This window comes from Yersinia nurmii (genome assembly GCF_001112925.1).
Lineage (GTDB): Bacteria > Pseudomonadota > Gammaproteobacteria > Enterobacterales > Enterobacteriaceae > Yersinia > Yersinia nurmii.
In genome coordinates this window covers 63,282-80,023 of record NZ_CPYD01000002.1, presented here as the reverse complement: position 1 = coordinate 80,023, position 16,742 = coordinate 63,282, and the positions used below count along the sequence as shown (strand labels likewise).

Here is a 16,742-nt window from a genome sequence, read left to right as displayed (position 1 = left end):
AGCGTTTTGATAATTAAGCATAAAAAAGGGCAAGCGCAATATTCTCAGACGCTTGCCCTTTTTTTCTCGCCGCTTATCGGAAAGCGATTAGTTCACCGCGTTTACCGGACAAAGCCTCATCCCAATAATGCCGGGGCACATAATAACGCAGGCGTTCCAGTGCGTTATCCATCATACCCTGGTTAATCGCATGGCCATTATCTTGTTCCAAATCTAGCGTAACATCCGCGCCTAAAGTGGCTAAACGAGTCGCCGCCGCTTTACTTTGCTCAACGTTGATCACATTGTCATCTTCGCCGTGAATCAGATGGATAACCGTATCTTTCGGCGCCTGCTCCGGCAAAGTAGCAAAGCGTCCACTGAATGCCACTACTCGTCCAGCCAGTTGAGGCTCCGCTTTAACCGCTTCGAGGGACATAATTGACCCTTGAGAAAAACCGACCAGCGCCGTAGCCTGCGCGCCCAGCCCGCTTTGCTGCTGCCAGTGGCGTACCACTGAAACAAACTGTGGTATGACTTCATCAATACGTGCCTGCCGGTTATCTTCCGTTACACCCTGCACGGAAAACCATTGGCGTCCGTTAGCCGGGCCGCTGGCAAAAGGCCCGCCGATACTGACCACCAACGCCTGCGGGAATTCTTTAGCAAAATAGCTCCCGATCTGCCCCATATTGACTGGATTATCTCCTACACCGTGAAAGAGCAAAATCAGCTGCTCAGCCGGTGTTGCGGGGCTTTGTACAACGAAATGCTCATGGTTCATAGGATACTCCTTAGTTCAATAAATACTGGCTCTACGGAGCCGAAAAGGTGCCCCTGTATTCAGGTGGCGATAGAAATACTATACGCCGCTGCTGCGAGATGAATATCGGGTTTTCTTGAATGAGTTATTCCATTTATTGCAATGATGTGGGATTGGTATGGAGTTCTCATTCTGGTTGATATTTGATTTGCGCATACCTCACATCTCTAAGCTTAACAATCCGTGCCTCTGCACGTATCGCCTACCTGATGCGCAGGCCACCTCGTTTATCACGCAGGCTGACAGGACGGCTTTATTTGCGTCCCTGCTCATGACGCCTCTATGCGCCGTCCATGGCGGATTGCCCGACCCTCTGTTCTTCACTCAGCAAGCTGAGATGTGCTCTGAGAGGTCAAATCCAAAAACTAAATTTAAAACAGATAATCATCTGTGTTTTGACGTTGAAAGGCGCAATCAAAAAGTGGGCCGAGCGGGATGAGAACCAGAGTGAACCGCTGGAGCAGGATGGCATGTCCATCCACAGAAAGCCCGCGGGTGAATCTCGCGCGGGTTCGCCGGACGAGGAGTGAACGAGAAAAGTTCGCAGAACCCCACTTTCGCGCCAAGCGCAGGTCAGGGTTGGGGCAACGGCTAACCCTGCTCGGAAGCCTCCACGCTAAGTGAGGAAAAACTGAACTATTGGGCTTCCGAAACCAGATCCAATCTAGACATCGGAAAGCTCAAATACATTCTTAAGATCAAAACCTAATCCCCTTTTACCCTTTCCCGCCACCAGCCCGTCAACGCCACATCTAATTCACTTAATCCAAGCGCAGTTTCTTCCCGCCAGCGGGTAATCAACGCTTTTCGTCCGCTAAGCTTCAGGTTTTGACTAATCTCCGCAGTAGACACACCTTCTTGTAAATATTGCCGTAATGCCGGTAGCGGCAAAATACAGTGCAGTAACAATCGGTTCAACGCCGCCAGACTGGCTTCTATCGGGCGGAAACCAAAGGAAAATCCGGCCAATTCCTGCCAGTCATCCTCATTGAGATCCGTATCTGCGCAATCGGGGAAAGGTAACGTCAAATCTATCCAACGGCGCAACCAGCGCCAGTCGCGAGCCAGTTGCTCCTTTGCGGCCAAACATAGCGCTACAGCGTCAGATGTTAACGGTAAAATTCCCATTGCTGCGTAGCAACCACTGCTAGCCTCTTTATGGCTACCGATTCGCACCAGTTCAAAACCGCAGGACTGCCAGAATTGCCATAAATCCTCGGTAAAACCAAAACTGACGGAGAGAAAATCCACACCTTGATCTTTTGCCCGCTGAGTTTCTTCAGCAATAATTTGTCGCGCAATGCCCTCACGCCGCCGTTGCGCCAGCACGGCCACCCGACTCACCCGACGCGAACGCAGCGTCGGCGCCCGCCATAGTCCTCCATGAGCCGCCAGCGACTGCGCGACCAAGCTGCCTCGCGGCCTACGCCGTCCAGCCCAGACTTCCCAAGCTAACTCCGCCGTTAATCCACCTTCATCCACCAACCATAACGCGCCAATCACCTGCCCAGCACTTACCGCCGCGGAAAAATGCATTCCCGGTGCGTCCATCAAACGACGTAAATCCAGTGGAGAAGTTCGGTAATGCGCGCTACATAACAAACCATAAAACTCGGTCAACAGATCGGGATCGTTAAGCCAATCCTGCTGCTGACAACGGCGGATCGTTACCAAATCGGCTGAGTCAGTGACGATCGGATCGGTAAACAACAACGCACGGTCCAAACAATTTTCTAACGGATCGTTATTTGTCCAGCGAATAGGATCTTTTAAAGTGAAACCTTGCCAGTGAGGTAACGACGCGCAGAATTTCAGCAGAAATCCACGCCCAGTACCTTCATAACCCTGCACGGTACTGATCAATAATACACGTGGGAAATGAGCTAACATGGCGGATAGCTGCGGCGTCGGGATCGCAGCGGCCTCATCGACAATCAGCCAGTCTGCGTCATGATTGAGTTCAGTTTCAAGGTGATGCAATAGTGCGTCCGGAGCCCAGAATTGTGCTTTTCTATCGCCGCAGTGATTGAGTATTTCTGTGGCTGACCGGGTCGGCCCCGTAACCCAACAGGCTCCTGACCACTGGTTTACCAACATTCCAGCCAGCGTCGATTTGCCACGGCCACGAGGCGCGGTCACAACCCAAATATCAGCTTCAGAATGCAGCAGTGCATACAAAATCGCCCGCTGCTCTTGAGTAGGCGCGCCCGTTGCCGGTTGCCAGGTTGCACGCTTAGCAAACTGCGGCTGTTGAACCACCTGATTTTGCCGCCACACTATCGTTTCAGAGTCAGCCAACATATGCCGTTGCAAATGACGAATGAAATTCGGCGTGGCAATCGGCTGCGGAAGCTCGCTCCAGCGCAGGCTGTCTTCATCCGGCTGCGTTGGCCAGCTTTCCCACTCTGGCACCAGCAAAACCAGCCAGCTTCCCGCTTGCAACGTTCCAGCCAAAATCGCCAACGCATCGATATTCACCCCTTGGGTTGCATCGAAAAAGCCGTGCAGGCGTTCCTGCCCCAATAAGGTTTTCGCCGATAATGGCGCAATCATTTCAGCGGAATCTGGCGCCTGTTCAGCCAGCCAAACGCCACTGCCTAATCGCTGATACAGCTCTTTCGCCTGTTGGCGGCTCCAGTCAGCGCTACCGCTCAATACCACTAAACGGCGTATGCCCTGCTGCACCATCTGCGGCTGTAAAGCAACCAGAGTGTCAATCACGTTATTGTTTACCGATAACCAGTGACAGCAAACCAGCGGCGATTAACGGGCCAACCGGTACACCTTTAAACAGCGCTACGCCCAATACCGTACCGACTAATAGCCCGGCGACTACCGAAGGCTGATGTGTCATCAAAGATACGCCGCGCCCACCCAGCCAGGATACTCCGATGCCAACAGCTATCGCCAGAATCGATTTCCAGTGAATAAAGGAGTGAAGTACCTCGCTGGCGCTAATTCGCCCACTGGCGATAGGCGTCATCACACCGATAGTTAGAATCAATATCCCTATGGTTAAACCGTATTTTTCCACTAGCGGAAAATACTGGTTCAACGGCGTAATACGAATGGCCAGCAAGGTTAAAATCGCCAGCGTTACCGTCATGTTGTGACTGATAATACCCAACGCAGCCAATCCCAACAGGATTAGCAATGTAGGATCGAGAGTAGCCATGGTTTTCCCTACCTTTTAGTCAAAGTGCAATGTAGTCGAAAAGCAAAATATTCAAAAAACAAATGCCGGTCGCTAATGCGCCGGCAAGAATAGGAGAATCATGCTGTCACGCAGCGATGAGGTATTTTAGCGGCTGGCGAAGGTATCACAACTGTTTGGGTCACCGCTCTCAAAACCGCGGTTGAACCAAGTGTAACGTTGCTGGGATGTGCCGTGGGTGAAGCTATCCGGTACCACTCGCCCCTGACTCTTTTGCTGTAGACGATCGTCGCCGATGGCCTGCGCAGCATTGAGAGCTTCCTGTAAATCCCCCTCTTCCAGTACCTGTTGCTCATCCATAGCTTTACCCCACACGCCGGCAAAACAGTCGGCCTGTAGTTCCATCTTCACAGAAAGACGGTTAGCTTCAACCTGAGAGGCACCCTGCTGTTGCTGGCGTACTTTGGCATCAATCCCTAACAAATGTTGAACATGATGCCCTACTTCATGAGCAATAACATAAGCCTGAGCAAAATCTCCCCCCGCGCCCAGCTTATTTTTCATGTCTTCGTAGAACGATAAATCAATATACACGGTGCTGTCCGCCGGACAATAAAATGGCCCCATAACCGATTGCCCAGTACCGCAACCGGTGCGAGTTGCGCCGCGATACATCACCAGTTTCGGATCCTGATAGGTTTTACCCATCTTCTGGAAAATAGGTTTCCAGGTATCTTCGGTATCGGCCAGCACAACCTTGGTAAACTTGGCCATTTGCTCATCTTTCGGACTAATCGGCGCACTGGATTGCGGGGTGGTTTGCTGTGCCGGATCGCTGCCGTTCAGCAGCGGAGTGAGATCCACACCGTAATAACCCGCCACCAGCACCACGATCAGGATTACAAGCCCGCCCTTGCCTCCAATCGGCGGGCGAAAACCACCGCCACCACCGGATGAGGCACCCCGACGATCTTCCACATTGTCACTTTCACGACGACCTTGCCAACGCATAGTTTTGCTCCAGAACAGACTTTCCACTCATCGTAGAAAATCATATGGATGAATACCATTAAAAATAGTGTCGGAAGAGAGAAATGGCAGGATTTTAATCAAAAACACAAAAATAGAGGGGAGAGACGAACGCTCTCCCCTGATTAACGAGATTGACAAAACAACGTAATCGATTGCGCGGTTAGTCTAATTTAACGCCGATACGGTGCGCAACTTCTTCGTAGGCTTCAATCAAACCACCCAGGCTTTGACGGTAGCGGTCTTTATCCATCTTATTCAGGGTTTTCTTGTCCCACAGGCGGCTGCCATCCGGAGAAAACTCGTCGCCCAACACCACTTCGCCGTTGAACAAACCGAACTCAAGTTTGAAGTCCACCAGAATCAGACCGGCGTCGTCAAAGATTTTGCTCAGTACGTCGTTCGCTTTGTAGCTCAATTCTTTCATACGAGCCAAATGCGCTTCGCTAGCCCAGCCAAAGGTTGCACAGTAGGATTCATTGACCATTGGGTCATGCATGGCATCGTTTTTCAAAAACAAATCATACAGCGGCGGGTTTAGTTCCAGACCTTCTTCAATGCCCAGACGCTTAACCAAAGAACCGGCGGCACGGTTACGAATCACGCATTCTACGGGAATCATATCCAACTTTTTCACCAACACTTCGGTATCAGAAAGCAGGCGTTCCATTTGGGTAGGGATACCGGCTTCTTCCAGTTTGGTCATAATGAAATGGTTAAACTTATTGTTGACCATGCCTTTACGATCGAACTGCTCAATGCGCTGACCATCCAGTGCTGACGTATCGTTACGGAACTCCAGTACCAACAGGTCAGGATTTTCGGTAGTGTAGACGGTCTTAGCCTTCCCACGATACAACTCAGCTAGCTTTTGCATCTTATTACTCCAATAGTGTGACAATCTTTGATAAAGAATGACTATGTTGACAAAACTGGCATTAACAAAACGAATGTTAACAAAATGAATTTTACCTACAGAACCGCGCCGCATCGCTCCAGCACCGCCCAATATGTCTGATAAACACAAAGACAAAAGGGGCCGAAGCCCCTTTGTTTAGTTTGCGCTCGTCTGGCTGAACGCGGCCTGCAACACCGCCACCAACGCATCGTTCTGCGATTGGCTTAAGGTATGGCCCTTAGGATCAATAAACTGCAAGCTGCTGCGGTTATCGAGATCGCCGACCTGAAGTTTATAATCGCCTTCTTTCAGCTCGGGATCTTTCGCACCCAACGCATCCCAGCTACTGCTGCTCATAGATTTGTAGGTCACGGCCACGGTACCCTGCGGACGGCTGCGATCGGTCACTTTCATGCCCATTTTTTCCAGCGCAGCTGGCAGACGTTCCCACAACGTGGTGTAAGGTGCGCGCACGATCAGGTTAGGCAAGCCGGTATCATCACTGCCGCTTTGAACATCCAGAGAACCCACTTTGCGAGCGGCCTGATTGTTTTCAGTGTCGGTACGGACTTTATCCAGACCTTCAATAATGGTGTTCAGCATTGCACCATTGTAACGCTGAATAGCGCTATATTCGGTGACGGGTTTACCCGCCTGCTGCAGCTCCAGTGATTTCACCACCAGCGCCAACTGATAACCCTGTTCTACGACGCTAACCTGGTAGCGGCCTTCGAACTGCACGTCTTCATCACCGCGGCTCCACTTGATCCAATCGGTAGTCAGCGTTTGATTCGCATCCTGACGGCTGGCAACCGGCAGATTCTTATCCTGAATCACGCGGGTGACCTGGCTCCACAGGTTACGGTTTTGCGGGCTACTTTCTAACAATAGCTTGCTGGTATCGCTAGTATATTCCGTGCGCGAACCGCTCAACAGCGCCAACGGCTGCACCGGAGGACGAATGTCCAGAGCCTTGCCGACGTTGCCCGTGGAACGAACTTCACGAATATCAAAATCACCGTTTTGCAACGGAAGAATCATACCAGCAGGTGCGTTAAGCGGCTTGAGCGCCGGCGCATCGAGATAGGCTTCATCTCCGCTGACCTGACGTTTATAGCGTTGATCCGTTGAACAAGCTGCCAGCAGCATGACCAACGAAACACCCACAACCTTTGCCACCATCGACTTTTGCAATGATATTGCCATCAAATTTCCCTAAGAGTTACAGCAAACCGGCGCTTTTCAACGCTTTTTCCACTACCAGCTTGGCAGGGTCAGTCAGCGGCGTCATCGGCAGACGCAGAGTGTCATTTGCCATCAACCCCAGCGCCTTACAGGCCCATTTCACCGGAATTGGATTTGCTTCTACAAATAAATGCTGATGCAACGGCATCAAGCGTTGATTTAAACGGCGTGCTTCAGCGAAATCGCCTGCGGCCGCTAGGGCACAAAGCTGTGCCATTTCACGGGCTGCTACGTTCGCAGTCACCGAGATAACGCCTTTACCACCCAGTTGCATAAAGTCTAGCCCGCTGGCATCGTCGCCGCCCAGCAGGATGAAATCTTCATCATCAACCAGCACTTGGATCTGACTTACCCGCGATAAGTTCCCCGTGGCTTCTTTTATCGCAACAATATTCTTAATTTTAGCTAAACGTGCAACGGTTTCCGGCAACATATCGCAACCGGTACGCGAAGGCACATTATAGAGAATCTGCGGCAAATCGGTACTTTCAGCAATAGCTTTAAAATGCTGGAACAAACCTTCCTGCATTGGACGATTATAATACGGCGTAACGGTCAAACAACCAACGACACCCGTATTGTTAAAGCGTTTAGTAAGAGAAATGGCTTCCGAGGTAGCATTTGCGCCGGTTCCTGCAATGACCGGAATACGGCCATCGGCCAGATCCAACGTCATCATCACCACATCCGCATGCTCGTCGTGATTCAACGTTGCAGACTCACCCGTCGTGCCGACGGAGACAATAGCGGCAGTTCCACTGGCCACATGATAATCAATCAGTTTTTTAAGGCTCGCACGATCGACAGCACCTTTGTCGTCCATCGGCGTTACCAGCGCAACTATACTTCCCGTAAACATCGGCCATCTCCTCCACAAACAAGTTCCTCATGGTACTTTTGACCTCTATCCAAAAGCAAGTAAACAACTGTGTTGTAAGCGCTTGGCAGCAGGTTTTTTTTATGTTTACCATGGTAACCCCATAGAGCGAGACAGGAAGAGCGACTTTGCCGCAGCTTGATGAACATTATCTGGTCATTACCGCACTGGGTGCTGACCGCCCAGGTATCGTAAACACTATCACCCGCCATGTGAGTAGTTGCGGTTGTAATATTGAAGATAGCCGCTTGGCGATGTTCGGTGAAGAGTTCACATTCATCATGTTGCTCTCCGGTAGTTGGAACGCCATCACTCTGATTGAGTCCACTTTGCCGCAGAAAGGGGCAGAGCTGGATTTACTGATTGTGATGAAACGCACTAACGCGCAGGATCAGCAAGCTATGCCTGCTACCGTTTGGGTAAAAGTTGAAGTTAAAGACTCCCCGCATATTATTGAGCGATTCACTAACCTGTTCCATTGTCACAATATGAACATTGCGGAACTGGTCTCAAAAACCCAGCCGGCAGAGGGCAATCATTCGCCTTTGCTACATATTCAGATCAGCGCCCACAGCCCTGCCAGCCAAAACAGTTCTATTATTGAACAAGCTTTTCATCAGCTATGTACAGAACTCAATGCGCAGGGCAGTATTAGCGTTGTGAACTACCCACAGCATGACGACCGAATGGAGAGTTAGTAATGAGCCCATTGAAAGCCGGTGATATTGCGCCAAAATTCAGTTTGCCCGATCAAGACGGTGAGCAAATTAGTTTGGCCGACTTCCTTGGACAACGCGTATTGGTTTATTTCTACCCGAAAGCGATGACGCCGGGTTGTACCGTTCAGGCCTGCGGTCTGCGTGACAACATGGATACATTGAAAAATGCCGGTGTAGAAGTGCTAGGTATCAGTACCGATAAACCCGAGAAACTTTCTCGCTTTGCAGAAAAAGAGTTGCTGAACTTCACTTTGCTTTCTGATGAAGATCATCAGGTTGCTGAACAGTTTGGCGTGTGGGGCGAAAAGAGTTTCATGGGGAAAACCTATGACGGCATCCATCGCATCAGTTTCCTGATTGACAGAGAAGGTAAGGTCGAACACGTGTTCGATAACTTCAAAACCACCAATCACCACGATATCGTGATGGCTTATCTACAGCAAAATGCCTGATTTGTCTGCCAACAGATAAGATTCAGATAACGTAAAAGAGCGCCGAGGCGCTCTTTTTTATGGATAATATTGGGTATTCACAGACACTAATCAGCGTCAGGAATAAACTCTTCTGGCCAGGCATGAATCACCGCTTTCACCAGCGTCGCCAAAGGAATCGCGAAGAATACGCCCCAAAACCCCCACATTCCGCCGAAAATAATCACGGACAGAATAATGACCAGCGGATGCAGGTTTACCGCTTCCGAGAACAGAATTGGCACCAGCAGGTTGCCATCCAACCCCTGAACCACCAGATAGGCCACGATGAGCGTCCAGAAATCGGCACCGATACCCCATTGGAACAACGCCACCAGCACCACCGGAATAGTAACAATCACCGCGCCGATATAGGGAATCAGCACCGAGAAACCCACCAAAACCGATAACAACAGCGCGTAGCGCATATCCAGGATAAAGAACACCAGATAGGTAGCAATACCAACAATCACCATTTCCATCACTTTGCCGCGAATATAATTGGTGATCTGTTGATTCATTTCTTTCCATACCTGCCCCGCCAAGCCACGGTTACGTGGCAATACTCGCCGCACCGCATTGAGCATCTGTTCTTTGTCTTTAAGCAGGAAAAACAGCATCAGCGGCACTAAAATCAGATAGATAGCCAATGTCAGCAGGCCAACTATCGAAGCCAGCGAGAATTTAACGACCGAGTCTCCCATGCCGGAAAGCTTACCGCGCATATTTTCCGCCATCATATCCACGATGCCAGCATCCACCAGCGCCGGGTAACGTGTCGGCAGGGTCTGAGCGTACGCGTTGAATTGATTCAACATTTTCGGCATATCCGAAATCAGATTAATCCCTTGCTGCCACGCGGTCGGCGCGACCACTAATACCAACAGCATGGCGATACCGCCAAACAGGATCAGCACTATACTGGCCGCCCACAGTCGCGAACAGCCGATACGTTGCAAACGAGCCGTTGGCCACTCCAGCAAATACGCCAACACAATAGCCACCAGCAGCGGTGCTAAAATACCGCTGAAAAAATAAAGAATGCAGAATCCGGCCAGTAAAATAACCAGCAATGCGATGACTTGCGGGTCAGTAAAACGTCGGCGATACCACTGTAATAACATCTCTAACATCAGAGATTGCTCCTTGAAAACCATGATGAACCTGCGAAATACAGGTTTCCTTTGCGGCCCTTTAAGCACAGGGGAGAGCATTAATGAGTAAAACTAAGAATATTGCTAGGCAAAAGTTCCATTGTGCTGGCGGGCTAGCTAAGATAACAGACAATCTCGAAACAAAGCCAAGGACAGAGCTTTTGAGGTTTCTGATCGCTTATTTGTGATCCAACACGCGTTCGTGATGATTGTACTGGAGAGCAGAGCAGGGAAGAAGAACTCTTACGCATCACAGGCGTCAAAATCGTCATTACCTCAGTAGGGGCAGTCTCGTTTATGACACGTCTGTTAAGTAAAACAGTGATCGCCACATTGCTCACTACCCTGCTCTATTCTGGGGTCGCCCCCGTTTCTGCCGAAACGCCGCAGGATCTGTTACCTGATATCGGCACTACCGCCGGGGGCACTCTCAGTATTAATCAGGAATTGGCGATGGGCGATTTTTACGTCCGCCAGATGCGTGCCAGCACGCCGCTGATCTCCGATCCACTACTGACTCAATATATCAATCAGTTGGGAAACCGACTGGTGGCGAACGCCAACTCGGTGCGCACTCCTTTTCACTTCTTTATAGTCAATAATGATCAACTCAACGCCTTTGCCTTCTTTGGCGGCAACGTGGTGCTCCACTCTGCGCTATTTCGCTATACCGAGAATGAAAGCGAACTCGCATCGGTGTTGGCCCATGAAATTTCCCATGTGACTCAACGCCATTTGGCGCGCGCGATGGAAGAACAGCAGCGAATGGCTCCACTGACCTGGGTGGGCGTATTGGGTTCGATACTTTTGACCATGGCAAGCCCGCAGGCCGGTATGGCAGGGCTGAGCGGCACGCTGGCGGGTACCCAGCAAGGTATCATCAGCTTTACTCAGGGTAACGAACAGGAAGCTGACCGCATCGGTATCGTGGTGTTACAGCGCTCCGGCTTCGATCCGCAGGCCATGCCGAACTTTATGCAGAAACTGGCCGATCAATCCCGCTATGCTTCCAAACCGCCGGAAATGCTGCTGACTCACCCCTTGCCGGATAGCCGACTCTCCGACGCCCGTAACCGTGCCAGCCAAATGAAGCCTCACCCAGTGGCCTCATCACAGGATTATCTGTTTGCCAAAGTCCGTATTCTGGGGATGTATGGTTCCACCGAGTACAGCCTTAGCTCTGATTTGCTGGATACGCTAAGTAAAGGCACCACGCGGGAACAGCTCGCGGCCAAATACGGTCAGGCAATCTTGTTCTATCAGGCTAAGAAATATGATAGCGCCCGTAATGTGCTACAGCCATTGCTGACCCAACAGCCGAACAATATCTGGTTTCTCGATTTAATGACCGACATTGATTTGGGGCAGAATAAAAACGCGCAGGCGATTGCCCGATTAGAGAAAGCCATTGCTGGCCAAAATAACGAGCCAGTCTTACAGCTTAACCTCGCCAATGCCTACGTACAGGGCGGGCAGCCAGCGGCAGCTAGCCGAATCCTGTATCGCTACACTTTTGCCCATCCGAACGATCCCAATGGCTGGGATTTACTGGCTCAGGCCTCTGCTGCACAAGGTTTACGAGATGAGGAACTCTCTGCCCGGGCAGAAAGTCTGGCGCTGAGTGGCAAATTACCACAGGCGATTGGCTTACTTAGCGATGCCAGCGCACGGGTAAAATTGGGCAGTCTGAAGCAGGCGCGTTACGATGCTCGCATCGACCAATTACGCCAATTAAACGAACGTTTTCGTAAATACCAGAAATCCTGATGCGTTTAGGATGATTTATTCAAGGAATGTAATGATGAACAACGTCACGATTTACCATAACCCGCGCTGCTCCAAGAGCCGTGAGACACTGACTTTGCTGGAACAACAAGGCATTACGCCGCAGGTGGTGCTGTATCTGGATACGCCGCCGAGCGTAACAACGTTGTCAGAACTGCTGCAACAGCTGGGTTTCAGCGACGCCCGTCAGCTAATGCGTACCAAAGATGAGTTATATAAAACGTTGAATCTGGCCGATAGCGGCCTGTCTCAAACGCAACTGTTGCAAGCCTTGGCGGATAACCCAAAACTCATCGAACGCCCGATCGTTATTCATCAGGGCAAGGCGCGACTGGGCCGCCCACCGGAGCAGGTGCTTGAGATTTTATAATCCATTGGGATAGGTAACGATATTCCGTGTAAGAATGGACACTTTTCGGGTCCATTCTTCGTTCGGTAGCTACAGCCCGAGAATATCTTTTACAAAAGGAATCGTCAGCTTACGTTGAGCAGTGATAGAGGCTCGATCCAACTGATCCAGCGTCATAAACAAAGTGCGCATTTCCCTATCCAGTCGTTTCAACAGAAAGCGGCCCACGTCTTCCGGCAGTTCAAATCCACGTAATTTTGCTCGCAGTTGCAGCGCCTGGAGTTTTTCATCGTCAGATAGCGGCTGAAGCTTATAGATTTGCCCCCAATCCAGACGAGAAGCCAGATCCGGTAAACGCAAATTAAGCTGGCGCGGAGGCCGATCGCCAGTGATCAACAAACGAGTGCGACCGGTTTCAACGATACGGTTATACAGATTAAACATCGCCATCTCCCACTCATCGTCACCAGCAATACATTCGATATTATCGATGCAAACCAGCGCTAACTGTTCCATGCCATCCAGCACTTCAGGGACAAAATAGGCGCGCTTATCCAGCGGCACATAGCCGACGGCTTCCCCTTGCTGCGATAGTTCGGCGCAGGCTGCATGGAGTAAATGACTACGTCCGCCGCCCTCTCGCGACCAAAAGTAGATATAACTACCGTGAGACTGATGAACAGCAGCCTGAATCGCAGCTAATAGGGATGGGTTCTCCCCCGGATAAAAACTCGCAAAAGTTTCATCATCGGGAAGATAAAGTGGCAGTGAAAGCTGTGCCGGCGTATTCAGAAGCACCTCAACCAAAACGGGCAGGAAAACCGAGAGAGCTTACCACAAAAATCAAAAGCTTCATAAAAACCATTTTGATCCTGAAAAAAGCGCCAAAGGGATCAATTTCTCCTTTCCCTGATATCACTGGCCGATACCGCCGAATAATCCCTCGGTGGCACCGGCATTTAGCTACTATTTCGCCGCTTGATCTTCGGCAGATTCAATCACTTCTTCATCTTTCTGGATCAGGCTGAAGACTTTAAACAACAGACTCAGGCCAATCCCCACTACCGTCGCTAACGCCATACCTTTCAACTCGGTCGCGCCAATGTTGATCTTCGCGCCGCTGACGCCAATGATCAGGATCACCGAGGTCAGGATCAGGTTTTGCGCTTTGTTGTAGTCAACTTTAGATTCAATCAATACACGAATACCCGAAGCAGCAATCACGCCGTACAGCAGCAGAGAAACGCCGCCCATCACCGGAACAGGCACCGCCTGAATGGCCGCAGCCAGCTTGCCCACGCAAGAAAGCATAATGGCCAGAATTGCTGCGCCGCCAATCACCCAGGTGCTGTAAACCTTGGTAATGGCCATCACGCCGATATTCTCACCATATGTGGTGTTTGGCGTAGAGCCGAAGAAACCGGAGATCACCGTGGAGATACCGTTGGCAAACATCGAACGATGCAGACCAGGATCGCGGATCAAATCTTTTTTAACAATATTCGCCGTCACGACCAAATGGCCGATATGTTCGGCGATAACCACCAATGCCGCCGGCAGGATCGTTAAAATGGCAAACCACTCAAAACGCGGCGTATAGAAAGTCGGCAAGGCAAACCAGTGGGCTTCCCGAATGGGTGTTAAATCCACCACGCCCATGCCGAATGACAGCGCGTATCCTACCAGCACGCCAATCAAAATCGGGATAATGGCAAAAAAGCCGCGGAACAGAACTGAACCGAGAATAGTCACACCCAGCGTTACCATCGAAATAATAATGGTCGTAGAATCCGCCGACGCGCCTGCCGCTGGCAGCAATCCGGCCATACCGGCCGCAACCCCAGCCAGTTCCAGCCCGATAACCGCCACAATGGCCCCCATCGCCGCCGGTGGGAATAAGACGTTCAGCCAGCCAGTCCCCGCTTTTTTCACAATCATCGCGACCAAGCAAAATAAAACGCCGCACATAATAAATCCGCCCAGCGCCACTTCGTAGCCCAATGGCAATAACAGCAATACCGGTGAAATAAACGCAAAGCTAGAACCGAGATAGGCCGGGATTTTTCCTTTACAGATAAATAAATACAGCAGCGTACCGACGCCGTTAAACAGCAATACCGTAGCCGGGTTAATCTTAAAAAGAATAGGAACTAAAACGGTGGCACCAAACATGGCGAACAGGTGTTGAAAACTCAAGGGAATCGTTTGCAATAACGGCGGACGTTCACTGACCCCTATGGTGCGACGGCTCATCTTCTCTATCCTCTGACTGGGTTATTGATATTCTTAGGCTGTGGAGCAAAAAAAAGCCGACTTCTCAGTCGGCTGGTAAAACTATTTAGTACCAAAAATCTTATCACCGGCATCACCCAAACCAGGGATGATATAACCGTGTTCATTCAATCCCTGATCGATGGAAGCGGTGTACAGCTCAACGTCCGGATGAGCGGCTTCCAGTGCAGCAATACCTTCAGGCGCTGCAACCAGAACCAATACTTTAATACTCTGACAGCCCGCTTTTTTCAGCAGATCGATGGTTGCAATCATAGAACCACCGGTCGCCAGCATTGGGTCAACTACCAGCGCCATGCGCTCGTCAATGTTGGAAACCAATTTTTGGAAATAAGGAACCGGCTTCAGGGTTTCTTCATCGCGGTACACGCCGACAACGCTGATACGCGCGCTAGGAACATTTTCCAGCACGCCTTCCATCATGCCCAGACCGGCACGCAGAATAGGCACAACGGTAATTTTTTTCCCTTTAATCTGCTCAATTTCAACCGGGCCATTCCAACCATCAATAGTGACCTTTTCGGTTTCCAGATCGGCGGTTGCCACATAGGTCAGCAAACTACCCACTTCAGAAGCCAGCTCACGGAAGCGTTTGGTGCTGATGTCATTTTCACGCATCAGGCCAAGCTTATGTTTCACCAGCGGGTGTTTCACCTCAACGATCTTCATTATTTTTCTCCTATTAAGGCGGTTGACGGCCAAAAAAATCGCGAGATTATACCGCCTTTTTTTTTGAACGCCACAACCAATAGCCTGATTCAGATCAATAGAAACTGGATCTTAATTCTAGAACATGGAAAACAACGACTCCATCACAAGCCACTCGCAAACGTTTGCCTACGCTGTTAGAATTGCCGAGATTTCTTCCAAAGCTCAAACAGCCAACCTCCGTGGGGACCTCGCAGTGACCGACAAAACCTCTCTCAGCTATAAAGACGCAGGTGTAGATATCGATGCCGGCAACGACCTTGTTGATCGCATTAAAGGCGTAGTAAAACAGACTCGTCGTCCGGAAGTTATGGGTGGATTGGGTGGATTTGGTGCCCTGTGTGCATTACCGCAAAAATACCGTGAACCTATTCTTGTTTCAGGCACCGACGGCGTTGGCACCAAGCTGCGTCTAGCGATGGATCTGAAACGTCACGATACCATTGGTATAGATTTAGTCGCGATGTGCGTTAACGATCTGGTCGTTCAGGGCGCAGAGCCACTGTTCTTCCTCGATTATTTCGCTACTGGAAAACTGGATGTGGATACCGCAGCCAGCGTGATCACCGGCATTGCCGAAGGCTGTAAACAGTCTGGCTGCGCGCTGGTAGGCGGCGAAACCGCTGAAATGCCGGGCATGTATCACGGCGAAGATTACGACGTTGCCGGTTTCTGCGTTGGCGTGGTCGAAAAATCCGAAATCATCGACGGCAGCAAAGTGGCTCCCGGCGACGCACTGGTTGCGTTAGGCGCTAGCGGCCCGCATTCCAACGGCTACTCTCTGGTTCGTAAAATTCTGGAAGTCAGCAAAACCGACCCTGAGCAAACGCAGTTGGCAGGTAAATCTCTGGCGGATCATTTGCTGGAACCGACAAAAATCTATGTAAAATCTATCCTTAGTTTGATCGAGCAACTGGAGATTCACGCCATTGCCCATCTGACCGGCGGCGGCTTCTGGGAAAACATCCCACGCGTTCTGCCAGAAGGCACACAGGCGGTAATCGATGAATCCAGCTGGGAATGGCCAGCGGTATTCAGCTGGTTGCAGCAGGCCGGCAACGTGAGCCGCCACGAAATGTACCGCACCTTTAACTGTGGCGTAGGTATGGTTGTCGCCTTACCTGCCGAACTGGCAGATAAGGCGGTTGAACTGCTGACCGCTTCCGGCGAAAAAGCATGGAAAATCGGTGCGATTGCGGCGCTGCCAGAAGCAGCAGAGCAGGTTGTTATCAATCCGTAACGGATCAACAAAAAGACGGA

General features: G+C 50.6%; 16 protein-coding genes. 5 read left to right on the top strand and 11 right to left on the bottom strand.

Annotation, left to right across the window (positions count from 1 at the left end; all coding sequences use genetic code 11):
• Nucleotides 1-73: 73 nt before the first annotated feature.
• The 7 genes from ypfH to dapA form a co-directional block, all read right to left on the bottom strand.
• Nucleotides 74-763, bottom strand: a complete 690-nt coding sequence (ypfH, locus tag AD970_RS03135; RefSeq protein WP_049596888.1) for an esterase — start codon at nt 761-763, stop codon at nt 74-76.
• Nucleotides 764-1,507: 744 nt separating this feature from the next.
• Nucleotides 1,508-3,523: a tRNA(Met) cytidine acetyltransferase TmcA gene (locus AD970_RS03125; RefSeq protein ID WP_049596886.1), complete on the bottom strand. Its 2,016-nt coding sequence runs from the start codon at nt 3,521-3,523 to the stop codon at nt 1,508-1,510.
• 1 nt (nt 3,524) lies between these two features.
• Complete coding sequence (locus AD970_RS03120; RefSeq protein ID WP_049596885.1) at nt 3,525-3,977, bottom strand: DUF441 domain-containing protein; 453 nt, start codon at nt 3,975-3,977, stop codon at nt 3,525-3,527.
• Between the two features lie 126 nt (nt 3,978-4,103).
• On the bottom strand, nt 4,104-4,967 hold the full coding sequence (ypfJ, locus tag AD970_RS03115) for a KPN_02809 family neutral zinc metallopeptidase (RefSeq protein WP_049596884.1): 864 nt from the start codon (nt 4,965-4,967) through the stop codon (nt 4,104-4,106).
• 181 nt (nt 4,968-5,148) lie between these two features.
• Nucleotides 5,149-5,862, bottom strand: coding sequence for a phosphoribosylaminoimidazolesuccinocarboxamide synthase (purC, locus tag AD970_RS03110; RefSeq protein WP_049596883.1), 714 nt, complete (start codon nt 5,860-5,862; stop codon nt 5,149-5,151).
• A 177-nt stretch (nt 5,863-6,039) separates the two neighbouring features.
• Entirely contained in the window at nt 6,040-7,089 is a 1,050-nt protein-coding gene (gene bamC, locus AD970_RS03105; RefSeq protein ID WP_049596882.1) for an outer membrane protein assembly factor BamC, read from the bottom strand.
• A gap of 16 nt (nt 7,090-7,105) precedes the next feature.
• Complete coding sequence (gene dapA / locus AD970_RS03100; RefSeq protein ID WP_049596881.1) at nt 7,106-7,987, bottom strand: 4-hydroxy-tetrahydrodipicolinate synthase; 882 nt, start codon at nt 7,985-7,987, stop codon at nt 7,106-7,108.
• A gap of 146 nt (nt 7,988-8,133) precedes the next feature.
• Between dapA and AD970_RS03095 the strand changes: the two genes are divergently transcribed.
• Both AD970_RS03095 and bcp read left to right on the top strand, forming a co-directional pair.
• A complete protein-coding gene (locus AD970_RS03095) occupies nt 8,134-8,703 on the top strand; it encodes a glycine cleavage system transcriptional repressor (protein ID WP_049596880.1) in 570 nt (189 codons plus the stop codon).
• 2 nt (nt 8,704-8,705) lie between these two features.
• The gene (bcp, locus tag AD970_RS03090) at nt 8,706-9,176 is read left to right on the top strand and encodes a thioredoxin-dependent thiol peroxidase (RefSeq protein ID WP_049596879.1); all 471 of its coding nucleotides are present in this window, start codon (nt 8,706-8,708) and stop codon (nt 9,174-9,176) included.
• Nucleotides 9,177-9,262: 86 nt separating this feature from the next.
• Here the strand turns inward: bcp and AD970_RS03085 are convergent, their stop codons facing one another.
• Complete coding sequence (locus tag AD970_RS03085; protein WP_049596878.1) at nt 9,263-10,327, bottom strand: AI-2E family transporter; 1,065 nt, start codon at nt 10,325-10,327, stop codon at nt 9,263-9,265.
• 318 nt (nt 10,328-10,645) lie between these two features.
• On the opposite strand from AD970_RS03085, the gene bepA reads away from it, so the two are divergent.
• Both bepA and arsC read left to right on the top strand, forming a co-directional pair.
• Nucleotides 10,646-12,115, top strand: coding sequence for a beta-barrel assembly-enhancing protease (bepA, locus tag AD970_RS03080; protein WP_049596877.1), 1,470 nt, complete (start codon nt 10,646-10,648; stop codon nt 12,113-12,115).
• Between the two features lie 34 nt (nt 12,116-12,149).
• A complete protein-coding gene (gene arsC / locus AD970_RS03075) occupies nt 12,150-12,503 on the top strand; it encodes an arsenate reductase (glutaredoxin) (RefSeq protein WP_049596876.1) in 354 nt (117 codons plus the stop codon).
• Nucleotides 12,504-12,572: 69 nt separating this feature from the next.
• Here arsC and hda read toward each other — a convergent pair whose 3' ends face one another.
• The 3 genes from hda to upp all read right to left on the bottom strand — a co-directional run bounded on the left by hda (nt 12,573) and on the right by upp (nt 15,443).
• Nucleotides 12,573-13,280: a DnaA inactivator Hda gene (hda, locus tag AD970_RS03070; RefSeq protein WP_049597169.1), complete on the bottom strand. Its 708-nt coding sequence runs from the start codon at nt 13,278-13,280 to the stop codon at nt 12,573-12,575.
• 168 nt (nt 13,281-13,448) lie between these two features.
• Entirely contained in the window at nt 13,449-14,735 is a 1,287-nt protein-coding gene (gene uraA / locus AD970_RS03065) for a uracil permease (protein WP_049596875.1), read from the bottom strand.
• Between the two features lie 81 nt (nt 14,736-14,816).
• Entirely contained in the window at nt 14,817-15,443 is a 627-nt protein-coding gene (gene upp / locus AD970_RS03060; protein WP_004722334.1) for a uracil phosphoribosyltransferase, read from the bottom strand.
• 235 nt (nt 15,444-15,678) lie between these two features.
• Between upp and purM the strand changes: the two genes are divergently transcribed.
• Nucleotides 15,679-16,722, top strand: coding sequence for a phosphoribosylformylglycinamidine cyclo-ligase (purM, locus tag AD970_RS03055; RefSeq protein ID WP_049597168.1), 1,044 nt, complete (start codon nt 15,679-15,681; stop codon nt 16,720-16,722).
• Nucleotides 16,723-16,742 lie beyond the last annotated feature (20 nt).